This window comes from Pelomonas sp. Root405, assembly GCF_001425165.1.
Lineage (GTDB): Bacteria > Pseudomonadota > Gammaproteobacteria > Burkholderiales > Burkholderiaceae_C > Pelomonas.
Genome location: NZ_LMDU01000015.1, coordinates 215808 through 231968, shown reverse-complemented (window position 1 = coordinate 231968; position 16161 = coordinate 215808). Strand labels below are relative to the sequence as shown.

At 61.3% G+C, this 16161-nt stretch carries 12 protein-coding genes; all 12 read left to right on the top strand.

Going from position 1 to position 16161, the window contains the following annotated elements:
- Positions 1–287 precede the first annotated feature (287 nt).
- On the top strand, positions 288–1556 hold the full coding sequence (locus tag ASC81_RS22680) for an ABC transporter substrate-binding protein (RefSeq protein WP_162245947.1): 1269 nt from the start codon (positions 288–290) through the stop codon (positions 1554–1556).
- Complete coding sequence (locus tag ASC81_RS22675; RefSeq protein ID WP_056272478.1) at positions 1556–2452, top strand: carbohydrate ABC transporter permease; 897 nt, start codon at positions 1556–1558, stop codon at positions 2450–2452. The genes ASC81_RS22680 and ASC81_RS22675 overlap by 1 nt, the downstream gene beginning before the upstream one ends.
- Positions 2449–3270: a carbohydrate ABC transporter permease gene (locus tag ASC81_RS22670; RefSeq protein WP_056272474.1), complete on the top strand. Its 822-nt coding sequence runs from the start codon at positions 2449–2451 to the stop codon at positions 3268–3270. Before ASC81_RS22675 ends, ASC81_RS22670 begins: the two co-directional genes overlap by 4 nt.
- Positions 3271–3285: 15 nt before the next feature.
- Positions 3286–4635, top strand: a complete 1350-nt coding sequence (locus tag ASC81_RS22665; RefSeq protein WP_056272471.1) for a GH1 family beta-glucosidase — start codon at positions 3286–3288, stop codon at positions 4633–4635.
- Between the two features lie 30 nt (positions 4636–4665).
- Positions 4666–5583, top strand: coding sequence for a family 16 glycosylhydrolase (locus ASC81_RS22660; RefSeq protein ID WP_056272468.1), 918 nt, complete (start codon positions 4666–4668; stop codon positions 5581–5583).
- A gap of 17 nt (positions 5584–5600) precedes the next feature.
- Complete coding sequence (locus ASC81_RS22655) at positions 5601–6149, top strand: hypothetical protein (RefSeq protein WP_056272465.1); 549 nt, start codon at positions 5601–5603, stop codon at positions 6147–6149.
- 31 nt (positions 6150–6180) lie between these two features.
- Positions 6181–6450, top strand: coding sequence for a hypothetical protein (locus ASC81_RS22650; protein ID WP_056272464.1), 270 nt, complete (start codon positions 6181–6183; stop codon positions 6448–6450).
- A 505-nt stretch (positions 6451–6955) separates the two neighbouring features.
- Positions 6956–10522 carry an FG-GAP-like repeat-containing protein gene (locus ASC81_RS26725; RefSeq protein WP_082536741.1) on the top strand — a complete coding sequence of 1189 codons (3567 nt, stop codon included), beginning with the start codon at positions 6956–6958 and terminating at the stop codon, positions 10520–10522.
- A gap of 102 nt (positions 10523–10624) precedes the next feature.
- The gene (locus tag ASC81_RS27195; protein ID WP_156392366.1) at positions 10625–11041 is read left to right on the top strand and encodes a hypothetical protein; all 417 of its coding nucleotides are present in this window, start codon (positions 10625–10627) and stop codon (positions 11039–11041) included.
- A 122-nt stretch (positions 11042–11163) separates the two neighbouring features.
- Positions 11164–15255, top strand: coding sequence for an RHS repeat domain-containing protein (locus ASC81_RS22645; RefSeq protein ID WP_082536740.1), 4092 nt, complete (start codon positions 11164–11166; stop codon positions 15253–15255).
- Positions 15252–15761 (top strand): hypothetical protein, encoded by a 510-nt coding sequence (locus ASC81_RS27190; RefSeq protein ID WP_156392365.1) that lies wholly within the window; start codon positions 15252–15254, stop codon positions 15759–15761. The genes ASC81_RS22645 and ASC81_RS27190 overlap by 4 nt, the downstream gene beginning before the upstream one ends.
- Positions 15762–15868: 107 nt before the next feature.
- The gene (locus tag ASC81_RS26720; protein ID WP_082536739.1) at positions 15869–16147 is read left to right on the top strand and encodes a transposase; all 279 of its coding nucleotides are present in this window, start codon (positions 15869–15871) and stop codon (positions 16145–16147) included.
- The last annotated feature ends 14 nt before the right edge of the window (positions 16148–16161 follow it).

Below are 16161 nucleotides of genomic sequence, written 5' to 3'. Positions count from 1 at the left end.
AGGAGCCCGTTGGGGATCTCTCCGGCGGCTGACCTGCCTCTCCACGCAGGTTCTCCGAGCTGGCTTCAACTGGTATGCATCCAGTTTGCGACATCTGCCACCTCTTAAATACCACTTTGCAAACCAATCCTTAAGGCGTCACGGGTGTTAACCCCATATTGGGTGACAAAACGTTGCAGGCAACGGGTTCTAGGGAGGCGCGAGTCTGCGTGCCGGCTTGCCCTAGGGTTTGTGCTGCTGGGGCACCGGACGCCATGAAGCACAATCTTGAAAGCGCTTTCAAGATCATGTCAGAGACCCTCTCCTTCAACCGCCGTCATTTGCTCGCGGCCGCTCTCGGCGGCGGCGCGGGCTGGGCAAACGCGAAAGAGCGGCAGCCGCTGACCGTTGCCGCCTTCCCGCTCGTCGACGTCATTGCCAAAGACTTGCTCAAGGGCTGGAGCCAGCGTCACCCGGACGTGCGCGCCGAGGTCATCAGCCGCCAGTACGACGACCACCACACGGCGATGACGACGGCGCTGTCGACATCCGGCCATCTGCCCGACGTCATCGCACTGGAGACGAGCTATCTGGGACGCTTTTCGCTCGGTCTCGGCCTCGAGGACCTGTCCGCGCCGGCCTTCGGGGCGGAGCGTTTCAAGGACAGCTTCGTGTCCTTCGCCATCGACACGGCGCGCAATCGTCAGGGCGCCATCGTGGCCCTGCCCAGCGACATCGGCCCGGGCTCGCTGTTCTATCGCATCGACCTGCTGACGCAGGCCGGCTTGAAAGAGGCCGACCTGACGCGCTCGTGGGAGGACTACGTCGAAGCCGGTATCCAGCTCAAGGCCAAAACGGGCGCCTATCTGATCGGCGATGTGCGCCTGCTCAAGGACATCATCGTGCGCGGCGGCACGCCGCCGGGCGAAGGCCAGTTCTTCGACAACCAACAGCGCCCGCAGATCACGTCGCCACGCTTCGTGCGTGCCTTCGAGCTGGCGCAGAAGGTGCGCCGCAAGGGGCTGGATGCGCGGGTCGAGGTCTGGCAGAACGACTGGGCCGAGATGCTCAAGCGCGGCCGACTGGTCACCGAGATGTCGGGCGGATGGATGGCCGGCCAGATGGCCAACTGGGTGGCGCCCGGTACGGCAGGCAAGTGGCGCGTGGCCCAGCTGCCCGAGAACACCTATTGCTCCTACGGCGGCACCTACTACGCGATCCCGCGGCGCTCGGCACCCGAGCGCAAGCAGCTCGCCTGGCAGCTCGTTCAGGAGTTGACGCTCGACCGCCAGCGCCAGCTCGACGCCTTCCGCTCGCAGGACGCCTTCCCGGCGCTGCTCGCCGCCCAGCAGGACGCCTTCTTCGACCAGCCCGTGCCATTCCTCGGCGGTCAGAAGGCGCGCCAACTGTGGCGCGACGCCGCGCGACGCATCCCCGTCGTCAAGATGCACAAGCAGCACAAGTTCGCCGATGAGGTCATCAACGCCGAGCTCGACAACGTGCTCGAGTACGGCAAGCCCATCCCCAAGGCCCTGGAAGACGCCCAGGCCCTGCTCCTGCACAGGGCCAACCGCTGATGATCCGCCGCATCCCCGCCGCCTGGGCACCCTACATCCTCGTCGCCCCTTTCCTGATCCTCTTCGCCGTCTTCGGCCTGTTCCCACTGCTGTTCTCGCTGTGGCTGGCCTTCCAGTCCTGGGAGCCGACCAGCGGCCTGGATTCGATGACGTTTGTCGGTCTCGACAACTTCGCCTTCGCGCTGACCGATGGGTGGTTCTGGAAGTCGCTCTACAACACGCTATGGCTGGCGATCGCGGCGGGGCTACCGCAGCACCTCGTCGCGCTGCCGCTGGCCGTCTTCCTGCACCAGGCCTTCGGGCGCTGGCGCGGCGTGTTCTCGGGCGCGTACTTTCTGCCCTATATCACGTCCACCGTTGCCATCGCGATGCTGTTCGGCTCGCTGTTCTCCAACGACTACGGGCTGATCAACCAGGCCCTGCATGCCATGTTCGGCATGGAGAACATCAACTGGATGCGCTCGCCGGAGGCCATCAAGCCGGCCGTCGCCATCGTCGTGTTCTGGCGCTATGTCGGCTTCAACTTGGTGCTGTATCTGGCGGCGCTGCAGACCATCCCCAAGGACCTCTACCAGGCCGCCACGCTCGACGGTGCCGGCCCCTGGCAGCAGTTCCTGCGCATCACGCTGCCCGGCCTCAAGCCCATGATCCTGTTCGGCGTGACGCTGTCCGTCATCGGTGGCCTGCAGCTGTTCGAGGAACCTTTCATCCTGACCAACGGCAAGGGCGGCGCCGACCAGGCCGCCATGACGGTGGGCATGTACCTCTACCGCCTGGCCTTCGACTTCAGCGACTTCGGCGGCGCGAGCGCCCTGGCTTGGATCATGTTCGGCGTCATCGCGCTGATGACCTGGCTGACCAACAAGGCCTTCGCGGAACGGCAGGTGAAGGCATGACAAGAACCACATCACGTTTTGCGGCCTACGCCATCGTCGGCATCGGCGCGCTGATCATGCTGGCGCCGTTCTATTTCATGTTCGTGTTCGCGACGCAGTCGCGCACCGACATCTTCAACGTGCCGCCGCCGCTGTTCTTCAGCGACGAACTGCTCAACAACATCAAGGTGCTGACGACACGGCTGCCGTTCTGGAAGAACGTCGGCTGGAGCCTCTATGTCGGCCTGATGTCCACGGCACTGACGCTGCTGTTCTGCTCCATGGCCGGCTATGCCTTCGCGATGCTGCAGTTCCGTTTCAAGAGGCTGCTGTTCGCCCTCGTCATGGCGACCATGATGGTGCCGGAGTTCATGAAGATGATCCCCAGCTTCATGGTCATGGATGCGCTGGGCTGGATCGACACCCACCGCGCGCTGTACCTGCCGGGCGCGGCCAGCGCCTTCGGCATCTTCCTGATGCGCCAGTTCGCCGCCTCCACGGTGCCGCACGAGTTGCTGAACGCGGCGCGGATCGATGGCGCCAGCGAGCTGGGCATCTACTGGCGCATTGCGCTACCGCTGATGAAGCCGGCCCTCGGCACCCTCGGCCTCATCACCTTCATCAGCTCCTGGAACAACTTCATGGGCCCGCTGATCGTGCTGCGGAGCGCCGACAACTACACGCTGCCGCTGGCCCTGCGCAGCCTCTTCAGCACCACCAGCACCGAATGGGGCGCGCTGATGGCGGGCTCCGCCATCGCCACGCTGCCCCTCATCGTCCTGTTCGTCATTTCGTCGCGCCAGCTCATCGCGGGCCTGACCGCCGGCGCTGTCAAGTAAAGAAGAAGATCGTCCATGTCCCAAGCCCCCTTGCACCGTCCTTTGCATCAGCACTTTCCGCCCGATTTCGTCTGGGGCGTCGCCACCAGCAGCTTCCAGATTGAAGGCGCCGCCCACGTCGACGGCAAGGGCGAGTCCATCTGGGACCGCTTCTGCAAGCAGCCCGGCGCCATTGCGGACGCGAGCAATGGCGACGTCGCCTGCGATCACTTCAACCGCCTGGAGGAAGACCTCGACCTCATCGCGTCGCTGGGCGTCAACGCCTACCGCTTCTCCATCGCCTGGCCGCGCGTGCAGGCGCTGGGCCATGGCGAGTTCAACCCCAAGGGCCTGGACTTCTACGAGCGCCTTGTCGATGGCCTGAAAGCACGCGGCATCCAGGCCTGGGCGACGCTCAACCACTGGGACCTGCCGCAGGGCCTGCAGGACCGCGGCGGCTGGAACGACCGCGATACCGTGCACCGCTTCGTCGACTACGCCCGCCACGTGCAATCGCGCATCGGCGACCGCATCGATGGACTCACGACGCACAACGAGCCGTGGGTGGTCGCCACGCTGGGCAACGACAAGGGCATCTTTGCGCCGGGCATCAAGAGCAAGAAGATCGCCGCGCAGGTGTCCCACCACCTGCTGCTGTCCCACGGCCTGGCGCTGCAGGCGCTGCGCGCAGACGGCGCAAAGAGTCAGCTCGGCATCGTGCTGAATCTTTCCTCCTGCGTGCCTGCCACCGCCATGCCCGCCGACATCTCCGCCGCCAGCCTCGCCGATTCGCGCGGCCGCCGCTGGTATGCCGACCCGCTGTTCAAGGGCGCCTACCCTGACGACGTGCTGGCCGAGCTGGGCGCTGATGCGCCCGTCGTCGTGGACGGCGACATGGCCGCCGTCGCCCAGCCGATGGACTATCTCGGCGTCAATTACTACACCCGAAGCGTCGTCTCTGCCGGCGGCGAGGAGTGGGACGCCAAGGGCCGCGGCCTGCCGGTGTCGGACATGGACTGGGAGATCTACCCGCAAGGACTGACCGACCTGCTCGTTCTGCTCAAGCACGACTACGCGAAGCTGCCGCCCGTCTACGTGACCGAGAACGGCGGCGCCTTCAAGGACGACATGCTCGTCGGCGGCCGCGTGCAGGACGACGACCGCACCGCCTATCTGCGCGACCACATCGCCGCGGTGGCCAGTGCCATGCAGCAGGGCGTCCCCATGGCCGGCTACATGGTCTGGAGCCTGATGGACAACTTCGAATGGGCCAGCGGCTACCTCAAGCGCTTCGGCATCGTGCATGTCGACTACGCCACGCAGGCCCGCACGCCGAAGGCCAGCGCCGACTGGTACCGCGGCTTTCTGCGCAACTGGCGCGGCTGACACTTCATAAGAAAACAACGGAGACAAGACATGCAAGCAATCACCCGCGCACCCCGCCCCTGGCGCAGCTTTCTGCCCGCCGTCGCCGCTGCACTGACTGCCTGCGGCGGCGGCGGCGGCTCGGCCACTGCGGCCCCGGCGCCTGCACCCGTCGCGGCGCCCGCCCCGGCTCCTGCCCCCGCGCCGTCCAACAGCTGGACGCTGACCTGGAGCGACGAGTTCGACGATGCCGCCGGTACCGTGCCCAAGGCCGCCAACTGGAACTACGACCTCGGCAACGCCGAAAGCAACGGCTGGGGAAACCGCGAGTTCCAGTACTACACGTCCAGCCCGCGCAATGCGCAGACGGATGGCGCCGGCATGCTGGTCATCACCGCCGAGAAGGCCAGCAACCCCGGCCCCTGCTGGAACGGCAAGCCCTGCGACTACACATCGGCCCGCATCCACAGCAACAACAAGGTCAGCTTCACCTACGGCAAGGTCGAGGCACGCATGAAGCTGCCGACCGGCAAGGGCATCTGGCCGGCGTTCTGGACGCTGGGCACCGACATCGCCACCAACCCCTGGCCAGCCTCGGGCGAGATCGACATCATGGAGTTCGTGCCGCAGACGCCCAACTCGACCTACGGCACGCTGCACGGGCCGGGCTACTCGGGCGCGCAGGGCATCGGCAAGCCGGTCGACCTCGGCGCCCCGGTGATCAACGACTTCCACACCTACACCATCATCAAGCGGCCCAACGAGATCGTCTGGTACGTCGATGGCAAAGAGTTCCACCGCCTGACGCCGGCCAACCTTCCGGCCGGCGGCAAATGGGTGTTCGAGAAGCCCTTCTTCGTCATCCTGAACCTGGCCGTCGGCGGCGACTGGCCCGGCGCGCCGGATGCGACGACGCCGCTGCCGGCGCGGATGCTGGTGGACTGGGTGCGCATCTACAAAGAGAACTGATCGCACGGAGGCCCGCCATGCATCGTCTGCTCAGCACCCTTGCCCTTGTTGCCAGCCTGGTCTGCACGCCGGCCGCCAACGCCGCCGAGGTGAAGACCGCTTTCGGCAGCTTCAACGCGCCGGATGGCGTCACGGTGGTCAACCGTGAGGAGAAGCCCGACAAGGCCGGCAATCCCACCGGCATGGCGGTCTACTCGCGCACCGACGACCCCAAGGCCATCTTCATCGTCGTGTGGAGCTATGCCGAGCCCGACCCCGCCAAGCCCTATGACCCGCTGGACGGTGCAGTCAAGTTCGGCAACCCCGCCGACAAGAGCCTGACCCGTGACGCTGCCAAGCCGGTGCTGGTGGGCGGCGCGGAGGGCGGGCGCTATGAGCGCAAGCTGGCGAACGGCCAGCGCTCCATCAGCTACGTCGCGGTCAAGGACGGCCACCGGCTCATCGTGCTGCTCAAGGCCCCGCCGGGCAGCCCGTACAAGGATTTGATGGACCAGTTCGCCAAGGGCGTCGAAGGATTTGCGTGGGCACTGCCGGCCGAGACGGCCGCCTCCGGACCGGCGCCGTGATGGCTTGTGCGCGTCGGCCGCAGAATGGGGCATGCGCCTCCACAGCTTCATCAGCGACAACCTCGACGCGATCCTGATCGACTGGGTTGCCTTCGCTGGCGAGCAATCGCACGCGGCGGTGAACCTGGACAGGGTGGCGCTGCTGGACCGCGGTCGGCTCATCCTCGAAGAGATCGTGACCGACATGGGGCGGCCCCAGGATGACGAGGAGCGCCAAGCCAAGTCCGAAGGCAACAGTGCGACCGCGTCGACCGCGACGGATCTGCGGTCGCGCAGCCGCGCTAGGCAGCGCGAAAGGTAGGGCTTTCGCATCGAGCAATTGGTGGCCAAGTACCTCGCGCTGCGCGCCACGGTCCTGCGGCTTTCGAGCGCGGCCTCCAGCAGCGTGCACGTCCAGGACCTGGATGACGTCAACGGTTCAACGAGGCCGTGGACCAGGCCATTGCCGAGTCCCTGCAGGCTTCGTGACCGAAGTCGGCCGCGCTCGCTGCACTCCACTGGTAAAAGTACTGAGGGTGCTGTCCCGCATTCAGGTGACTGACGCTGCCAACGTCTAACAAGGCCCCGCTAAACTTTTTCAATGCGGAGTCCTTCGTGCCCTAGCGGCCGAGCGGCTTCGTTGAATTACAGCAATAGAGGCGTACAGCGCTCAGGTTGTTCCAGGGAGGGCTTGCTCAGTGGCGGCGATGTTCATCGCCGCCTGATCGTCAGCACAGTGCCGACGAATGGACGAGCGGGCGCGATTGCCGCGCCGCAGTCTTCCTCCTGGATCACCTTGACGTGCCGATGCCGGATACGCAGAGGTCATGGTGAATCGAGAAATGTTCCGTAAGTTCGCTCAATGCTGGGCGGTCCCGGCGGCGTTGCTTGTCGTCCAGACGGCGCACGCGTTGAGCGTCGGCAGCGGCGGCCAAGCTAGTTACGGACTACAGATTGCTGTCCCCCCTGGCGTAGCCGGCATGGCTCCGAACTTGGCGCTTAGCTATGTTGATGGCGGGCTTAACGGACCGGTCGGCGTCGGCTGGAGCGTGCAGGGAATCTCTACCGTGACTCGCTGTCCGTCAAGCAAGTTGATTGACGGCATTGTTGTTAACGGAGTAAAGGTGCTTACCGGCAGCCGGCGCAGCACAGTTCGTTTCGATGCGCAGGATCGCTTGTGTTTGGATGGTCAGCGGCTTATTGCGGTAAATCAAGCAGGCACCCCGGCCGGCGGGTCAGTTGATGACGCTGCGGGTATGAGCGGCGCCACCGTCCGAGAGTTCCGCACAGAAAAAGACAGTTTCGCGCGCATTCGTGCTTACGGCATGGCCGTCAGCGGCAATCCTGACGCTGGACCGGAGTACTTCAAGGTATGGACGAAAAGTGGCCAGATTTACGAGTACGGTACCTCGCCCGCCGGGAGCGTCGCATCCCAAGCACGCATCAATGCGCAGGGCACCGCGAAGGTTGCCGTTTGGGCCGTGAGTCGCATCAGCGATACGGTGGGCAATTACATCGATTTCAAATATGAGCAGCTCATCCGCCCGTGGGGAAGCGGTCCGACGCTGGCAGGGGTTGACGGCCTGGAGTGGAACCTGCGGGAGGTGCAATACGGCGGCAACGCCAGTTCCGTTAATAAAGTGGTTTTCAATTACAGCGACCGAGATGCCGCTACTACGTCGGCCGCGTCGGATCGAAGCGAGGCGTACCAAGGCAGTAGCAAGAACATCAGCATCCGTCGGCTAAGCAGCATTCAGACGTTTGTCAATTCAGCTAACAGGGAGGCGCTTGGAGCGGCTTCCTCAGCAGTACTGGTTCGCTCGTGGATGTTGGCGTATGAGATCAGCCCTCGCAGTGGGCGAAGCCGCCTCACCAGCGTAAAAGAGTGCAGCGATGCAGCAGCTAGCAAATGCCTGCCAGCCACGACGCTGATCTACAGCAATGGTGCGGCCCCCAATTTTGTGCTTCAAACTGGCTTTGCGACTTCGCCGCTTGCCACTGCTCAGTTAATCGACCCTCAGGGCGGACGAGGCAATCTGACAGGCGACTTTAATGGGGATGGCAAAACTGACATTATTCGCTGGAGCAACAACCCACTAGAAAACGAGCTTTGGCAATCTAGCGGTGGGGGTTCCTTTTCACGGATTCAGACCATGAATCTAAACAGCACGGATCGAGCGCTGTTTGACCGTGACGGCTGCTACTCATCTATTGTGATGGATTTTAACGGTGACGGCCGTTCCGACATACTAAGAATTGCTAAGACGACATGTGCGCATCCAACTAATATTTATATTTCAGAAGGCGCTGGTTTATTTACGGCCAAACCATTGCCGGCGGGGGTTAATCTAACGCAATCCAAAACGACTGTACAAAGTTATCGCACGTCCTGCACCGCTGTAGACAGCTCGCCGCCTACATCTCCGGCAATGGCAATGGCGGGTAAGCCGGCGTCCGATTTGAGTGATGCGCCTGCGAGTTTGTCGCCGTCTCTCGTCGCGTCGCCCACTGCGATCGGGAGTGGTGATTGTCTGCAAACGGTTTTCAGCCAGGGGCGCCGATTTCATTTGCTCGATGTAAATAGCGACGGCTTGCCGGATATTGTCACGACGCTCTTTCCACACACTATGTGGAACAGCGCGCGCGGGCAGATGCCCCACCTGAATCAACGTTGCAGTAATGCGGCGGCGTTTTTTGATTATTCAAATGATCTAATTTGCACGCAGGTCTATCTCAACAAAAACAACGGCGTGTTTGAAGAGGTGGTGAATCATCCCAATGCTAAGCATCTGCTTTACAACGACCCACCCGCAAGCGCATCGCGTGTCAACCCATATTGGAAGCCCCTAACCGAGGCTGATATGGATGGTGACGGGCTGATCGATATCGTCGCCAAGTATTCAGGGTTATGGAGAAGTAAAGGTGATGGCGAATTTGAACCGTTGTCTAATCCGGATTACGGTGCGCTTTGCGCCCTAAAAATAGATTTTAACGCCGACCAACGGGGCGACTGCCTGCAGCCCGACGCAAATCCGTCAAACCAAGTGTTGACAGTTTATGGCGGCGCGCTGCCATTCTCGACGGCATCTTTCAACCTGAAATCACCCGGCCAACAGTTGTATGCCGCTGATGCCGCCGGGAACCAGACTTTAGGCGTTATTGTTGAAGACGTCGACGGCGATGGGCGGCAGGATATTTTGCGATGGAGCAATACAACCTCTGAAAACGGTGTATTTCTGTCCAACGGAGACGGTTCGTTCAGGGTCAGTACTCCGGCGGGGTTGAATGCTTTACCTGAGCCTTTGACTAGTCTTGATGGCACTCGCTCGTTTATCACGGGTGACTTTCTGGGCAATGGCTCGCTGCAACTGCTTCAATTGCGCAGCGACTCCGCGCCCGGTGGCACTTATCCGCGAGGCGGCGGTTATGCAGCCAAAGCCAACGTGCTATTGACGTTGGAAGGCGACCGTACGCCCGTCGACCATCTCATCAGTGTCACAACCGGCTCAGGCGTTGTTTTTAGCGTGGATAGGCGTGAGCCGTTGACCACCTCTGAAAGCTATGCCAGTGACCGTGGTACACCCAATGCGGCGGCCAACGGGCAGGTGGACATTCAGCCACCGAGTTACGTCATCACTGCCGTAAGCAAGACTACTCCCGGTTACGGCTCGGTTCAAACGAAATACAGCTATCACGGCTTCAAGGCTGAAAGAGATGGGCGTGGGATGCTGGGTTTCCGCGAGACCAGGCAGCAAAACAAGGCGCCCAATGGGACCGACCTGACCGTCGTCACTCGCAACCTGCTCACGCATCCCTACATAGGTGTGGCTGGTGCCACCGAAACCTACCTCGGCGCATTTGCCAACAGCGCTGCCATCAGCGGATACACACCCCTGAGCCGCACCACATACAGCTATTGCGACAAAACGTCCGGGGAAACTGCCAGACCAGTTGCCACAGGTGGTGTCGCGCCTCTGCCCTGTATCACGACGTCGGTTATCCAGCGGCCTTATCTATCGGAGAGCTTGGAGGAAGGGTGGGACTTATTTGGCTCCGTCCTGCCGAGTGTTCGCACAACCAACCTTTACAACGACTTCGGCGATCCGACGAATATTGCGGTAGTTACCATAGGGAGCGGGGCAGGTGCTACACAGACCTTCAAGAAAACTGTAGCGAACGAATACCAAGCTCCGGAAACGTCTGGGGATAACTGGATTTTGGGGCGACTTCAGAGTGCAGCCGTCACACAGTCTGTATCTCCAGCAAACTTGCCAACGACTAGTGCGGGATTGGCGGGGAGAGCAACTCAAAGGGACGGAAATGTGCCCATAGTGCAGCCGCCGCCTCAACCCGTCAACTTGGCAGCTTTGTTGGCAATTCTGTTTGACGACTGAAGGACGTTGTTAGGCCGAGAGGTTTGAAAAGAAGTATTTTCTGGTGGTACTCAATTAAGTGCGTTATCGCGGTACGTCAGCCGCAAAATAGGAGGAACAGCGGTGAGAAAAATTATTAGATGGGGTATTTTGGCAATTTGCGCCATGGCTTCGTTGGTAGCTCAGGCGGCTCCCCCTACCGCAAGCACGCACCGGTGGTTTCCTTATCGGCCCATCGATGCGCCGCTTGCCAATGCAGCGCAGCTGACCGCGGTACAGGTGATCGAAAACGGGGACTTCATTCTGAGTTTTAGTAGTGATGTCGACCCTATCTGCACCACCGGCACGGCTGGCAATGGCAGTATTCAAAAGAATCGACTTTATTTCCGCGCCGGTTATGAGGACTTATCGGCTGCTGCCGTGAAGTCCCTGCTGGCCACGGCGCTGCTCGGGCTGCAGGGCGGAACTCAGATTCTGGTTATGTATAACTTCACGACCGGCACCTGCGATGGTCGATATCTGACTGCGGTAAAGAAGTAGGGTGTTGCGATAGGGTTGCTGCAGTCCGCCGCTGAGCAGCGCCTTGCTGCTTAAAACTGGGCACAGGGAGTTTTGTGAAAATACTTGAGAAGTATAGTGACGCAGCCATCTGCAACGTGACCATGTCGACGCGAGGTGTCGTCCTGGCTACGGTTCTGGCATTAGTGTCGGCCCACTGCGCCTACGCCCAAACTCCCGCCGACGTTTTCAATTACGCCCGCCAGAGTAGTTTCGAGTACCACCCGGCAGGCCATGCGCATGCAGGGTTGCTCAAGATCGAGCGAGTCGAGCCCAACAACCCTCAGTTGTGCGTCGAGACCGAGTACGGCTACGACGCCTGGGGCAACAAGGCGAGCGCCACGACCCGCAACTGCACCAACGCCAGCGGCTCTGGCGCGAGCGGGTTGGCGACGTTCACTGCGCGCACCTCAAGCAGCAACTTCACGCCTGGCGCGGGCTGGAACGCGCTCACCATTGCGGGCAAGTCAGTCTCCATACCAGCTGGCGCCTTTGCGGCCACCGCGACCAATGCGCTGAGCCAGTCGGAAAAGCGCCTCGTCGACCCGCGTTTCGGCGCCCTCGTCAAACTCGAGGGCCCCAACCAACTCACGACCGAGAACATCTTGGACGAGTGGGGTCGCGTTGTCGAAGAACAGCGCGCCGATGGCACCAGCACCAAGACCCAGTACTGCCTCATCGTTGGCCGCGCCAGCGATACCAGCAGCAACGGCCCCGGTTGCGGCAGCACGCCACCCTTGAGTGGGCGCAGCGATGAGATCCCGGTCCAGGCCTACAGCTACACCCAGGTCCAGGGTTTCCTCAAGAACACGTCGACCATCACCGGCCCCGCCCAGCGCGTCTACAAGGACCGCGAAGGTCGCGCCATCCGCCAGGTCACCGAAGCCTTCGATGGGGGTGGTGGTGCTACAGCGGGCCGCGTCATCGTCCAGGACACCGTCTACAACCTCTACGGCGTCGCCACCGTCACCAGCGGTCCCTACTTCCTGGATAGCGGCAGCGCTAACGTTGTCGGCAGCAACGACCGCACGCTGACCCGTATCACCGTGGATGCGCTAGGCCGCACCACCATGGTCGAGCAAAGCACCGACGCGCTCGATCCAAACGGCATCAGCACTTCAATTGCCGCGCACAACGGTGGTACCTATCCGGGCGCAATCAAAGTCGCCGTCACCCGCGTTGCGTTCAACGGGCTCAACACCACCACCACCAACGCGCTGCTCCAACAGCGCGTTGAAGAGAAGAACGCCAACGGCCAGCTCGTGCGCGTCACCGATGCGCACGGTGCGCAGATCGCCTACCAGCACGACGCCTTCGGCAACCTCCTGAAGACCCAGGACGCCCTGCAGAACCTCGTCACGCTCAGCTACGACATCCGTGGTCGCAAGCTCAGCATGAACGACCCCGACACCGGCACCTGGCAATACGTTTACGACGCCGTGGGCCAGCTGCGCGCCCAGCAAAGCCCCAGGCAGACCCTGGCCACGCGCACGACCATGGACTACGACCCGCTCGGTCGCATGACCCAGCGCGTCGAGCCCGAGTACACCAGCACCTGGGCCTACGACAGCTGCACCAAGGGCGTGGGCAAGCTCTGCGGCACCGCCACCACCCACGGCGTCGCCAAGACCTTCAACTACGACACCCTGGGGCGCCCCAGCACCAGCCGCGTCGCCGTCAGCGGCGGCCCGAGCTTCAACACCGGCGTGGCTTATGACGGCTTCGGCCGTGTGCAAACCCAAACCTACCCGACAGGCCTGCAGGTCAGCTACGACTACACCACGCGCGGCTTCCTCAATCAGGTCAAGTCCGTCCAGCAGCTCAACATCGTGGCCGATGCCAAGGCTGGAGAAACCGCCGGCGCCAGCGCGACATGGGCGGCCGGCAAAGTCATCTGGGCCGCCGGCAGCGTCAACGCACGGGGCCAGGCCGAGAACCAGACGCTCGGCAACGGCGTCAACAGCCGCGCCAGCTTCGACGGCCCCACCGGCCGGCTCAAGGACCTCAACGCCGGCCTGGGCAGCACCAACACGGCGGTGGCCTACACCTACACCTGGGACAGCATAGGCAATCTCAAAGGCCGCGCCGACCTCAACGGCGACGGCAGCACCGGCAACATCACCGACAGCTACGTCTACGACGCCCTCAACCGGTTGACGCAGTACACCGTGGAAGCCAGCGCCTCGGCCAGCCTCAAGCGCACCGTCGATCTGCACTACAACGCCATCGGCAACCTGCTGCACAAGAGCGACGTCGGCAACTACATCTACCCCGACTTCGGCAACAGCAGCGGCACCACCCGGCCCCGCCCGCATGCGCTGACCACGCTCAACCGCGTCAGCGGCGGCAGCATCACCTACGCCTACGACGCGAGCGGCAACGCCATCACGGCGACCGACGGCGCCTGGCGCCGCATCACCTACACCAGCTTCAACCTGCCCAGCGGCACCGTTGACCAGGCCGGTGCGGGCGGTGCCGAAGGCCCCAACGGCCTGCGCTACCTCTGGTACTACGACGAGAACCACCAGCGGCTCAAGGAAGTTCGCACGAACGCGCAAGGCACGCGCACCACCTGGAACCTGCACCCCGACAACCAGGGCGGCCTGGGCTTCGAGACCGAAAGCACCGGGTCCAGCGTCAACCTGAACCGCCACTACATCGCTGCGGGCGGCCAGACGCTCGTGGTCGTCACACGCGAGGCCTTGAGCGCCTATGCCGCCAGCACGGCCACCACGACGAGAAGCCTCGGCACGATCGCCGCCATCAAGGTCGAGTACTGGCACAAGGACCACCTGGGCAGCCTGGTGGCCACCACCGACCACGCCGGGGCAGTGACCAAGCGCTACGCCTACGACCCGTACGGCAAGCGGCGCCAGACCAACGGCACGTACGACGCCTTCGGGGCGCTCGTCATCGACTGGGTGGATGGCAGCAACCAGGGCACCGATCGGGGCTATACGGGCCATGAGCACCTGGATGACATCGGCATCATCCATATGAATGGGCGGCTGTTCGATCCGCTGACGGGGAGGTTCCTTCAGGCGGATCCGTTTATCCAGCAGATGGATGACTTGCAGAACTTCAACCGCTACAGCTATTGCTTTGGGAATCCGTTGAATTGCACGGATCCAACTGGGTACTTTAGTTTGAGGCGGCTTATAAAATTTGTAGCAGTAGTGGTTATTTCTTACTACCTGCCGGGAATAGTCCAAAGCTATCTAACCACCGCTGCAGGCGGAGTTAGTGGAACATTCGTAAGCTTTAGTGCAGCTGGTAAGGCAAGCTTGACATTAGTTGGCAAGTTGGCGGTTGCCGCCACTACGGGATTCGCTGCTGGAACAGTGCAAGGAGGCTCGCTCCAGAGCGGTATTCAAGGGGCGTTCAGTGCCATGCTATTTGCCGGAGTGGGCCAACACGTCGGTATGGCGGGCCTTGATAGCGCAGGTGCTGTTGTTGACGGAAGCAAGTATGCCTACGCCGTGATGCTTCACGGAGTGGCGGGCTGTATTTCAACGGTGGCAAGCGGAGGTAAATGTGGTCCTGGAGCGTTGAGTGCGGCATTCTCAAAAGCAGCGCTACCGCTCTCTGCAGGGCTTGGAGATGGTCCCGAAAGAATGCTTACGCACGCGGTGGTGGGCGGCACAGCTGCCACTTTGGGAGGTGGAAAGTTTGAGAACGGGGCAATGACAGGTGCGTTCAGCTACGCCCTAAATAATTGTCTGTATGCTAAAGAAGCGTGCTTGCGCGGGCTGCAGACTGCTTACGAAAGGATTGCAGTTCGATACGGTCCTGGGGCGACTAATATTGTGCGTATGGCAGGGGAGGCAGAGGGGGTGGGAACCTTCGGGGCTCTGCGCGGTGCAAAATCGATCTATCAGTCTGCTGTTGATGCCGGCGAGAAAATAAACCTGCACCATCCATGGCCAAAGTACCTCGGTGGTACCGAGGTGCAGGATTACGTTTCACTTCCCCAGTCAATACACACTGCGTATCATCGAGGTTTGGATGAGATTTATGGCCGATGGCTTGGGGGAAAAAGTTTCGAGGGGCTTGAGGCTGCGCAAAAGAATATTATCCTGGCTGAGTTTGAAAAATATACGCAGAAGTTTGATGCGGCTGTGGGAACTAGTATTTTGAAGGGGGCTTACAAAAATGGCTTCAGTACAAGTTCAGTTGTTAATCAAATTCCAAAATGAAACGCCTTAAAAATTCACAGTTGAGGCCAGGGGACTTCCATGAGTTCCCAGTCTGGAGATTTTCTGAGGAGGACGTGGATGGTGAGTGGTGGCTTGCGCCTGCAGTTCAGGGCCAGGTTGGTAACCTTGATGCCTTTGTTATCGGAGTTCCGGTTAAATATGCTAGCGGGGTGATGGGTTTTGGCGTCTTGGCGACATTGTCCGATCTAGACGACCCGGCATGTGTTCAGCGAGCCACTTTGTCGCTTTGGGATGGAATAGGTAATTGGTGTGTTATTTTCCCGCCTTGGCATCCGCTTGCTGCTGAGATGGGAATTTCCTCTGCGGCCCAAAAGTTGGGACTTGATGTGCGCGATTTATTTCCGGTGGCATTCGATCTGAGAAGTTACTTGGGCAGATCGGAAGATTGGTTGGTCGGAAGGTGGCCAGAATCAACGCCAACTCGAAGCGCCGCTGATGAGGCGTTGGATATGGCTCTCAAAAGCTTAAATCTTCCAAGGGCATGAAAATGCTTTGCGGCAGAAATTTTAGAACTAACGGAGAAATCGGGGTCAGGTCTCAAATCTAAAGTCCTTTGCCTTTGCCGCCGCTAACTAATTCCTAGCACGTAACCATGACTCGCCCACTGCGAATCGAGTTCCCCGGCGCGCTCTATCACGTCACTTCCCGAGGTGACCGGCGCGAGGACCTCTTTACGGATGATTCGGACCGCGCGGAGCTGCTGGCCGTGATGGCCCAGGGGCTGTCGCGGTTTGATGCGGTGTTGCCGGGCTATTGCCTGATGAGCAATCACTACCATTTCGTGCTGAACGAGAAATCGGGGTCAAGAAATCGGGGTCACGTATCAAATCTAAAGTCCTTGCCTTTGTCGCGACTCATTGCTGATTGCTAGCAACCAAACATGAC

Excerpts from the sequence above, each read along its gene's own strand:
- ASC81_RS22680 (WP_162245947.1), top strand. The coding sequence starts at position 288 with ATGTCAGAGACCCTCTCCTTCAACCGCCGTCATTTGCTCGCGGCCGCT.
- ASC81_RS22675 (WP_056272478.1), top strand. The coding sequence starts at position 1,556 with ATGATCCGCCGCATCCCCGCCGCCTGGGCACCCTACATCCTCGTCGCC.
- ASC81_RS22670 (WP_056272474.1), top strand. The coding sequence starts at position 2,449 with ATGACAAGAACCACATCACGTTTTGCGGCCTACGCCATCGTCGGCATC.
- ASC81_RS22665 (WP_056272471.1), top strand. The coding sequence starts at position 3,286 with ATGTCCCAAGCCCCCTTGCACCGTCCTTTGCATCAGCACTTTCCGCCC.
- ASC81_RS22660 (WP_056272468.1), top strand. The coding sequence starts at position 4,666 with ATGCAAGCAATCACCCGCGCACCCCGCCCCTGGCGCAGCTTTCTGCCC.
- ASC81_RS22655 (WP_056272465.1), top strand. The coding sequence starts at position 5,601 with ATGCATCGTCTGCTCAGCACCCTTGCCCTTGTTGCCAGCCTGGTCTGC.
- ASC81_RS22650 (WP_056272464.1), top strand. The coding sequence starts at position 6,181 with ATGCGCCTCCACAGCTTCATCAGCGACAACCTCGACGCGATCCTGATC.
- ASC81_RS26725 (WP_082536741.1), top strand. The coding sequence starts at position 6,956 with ATGGTGAATCGAGAAATGTTCCGTAAGTTCGCTCAATGCTGGGCGGTC.
- ASC81_RS22645 (WP_082536740.1), top strand. The coding sequence starts at position 11,164 with ATGTCGACGCGAGGTGTCGTCCTGGCTACGGTTCTGGCATTAGTGTCG.
- ASC81_RS27190 (WP_156392365.1), top strand. The coding sequence starts at position 15,252 with ATGAAACGCCTTAAAAATTCACAGTTGAGGCCAGGGGACTTCCATGAG.
- ASC81_RS26720 (WP_082536739.1), top strand. The coding sequence starts at position 15,869 with ATGACTCGCCCACTGCGAATCGAGTTCCCCGGCGCGCTCTATCACGTC.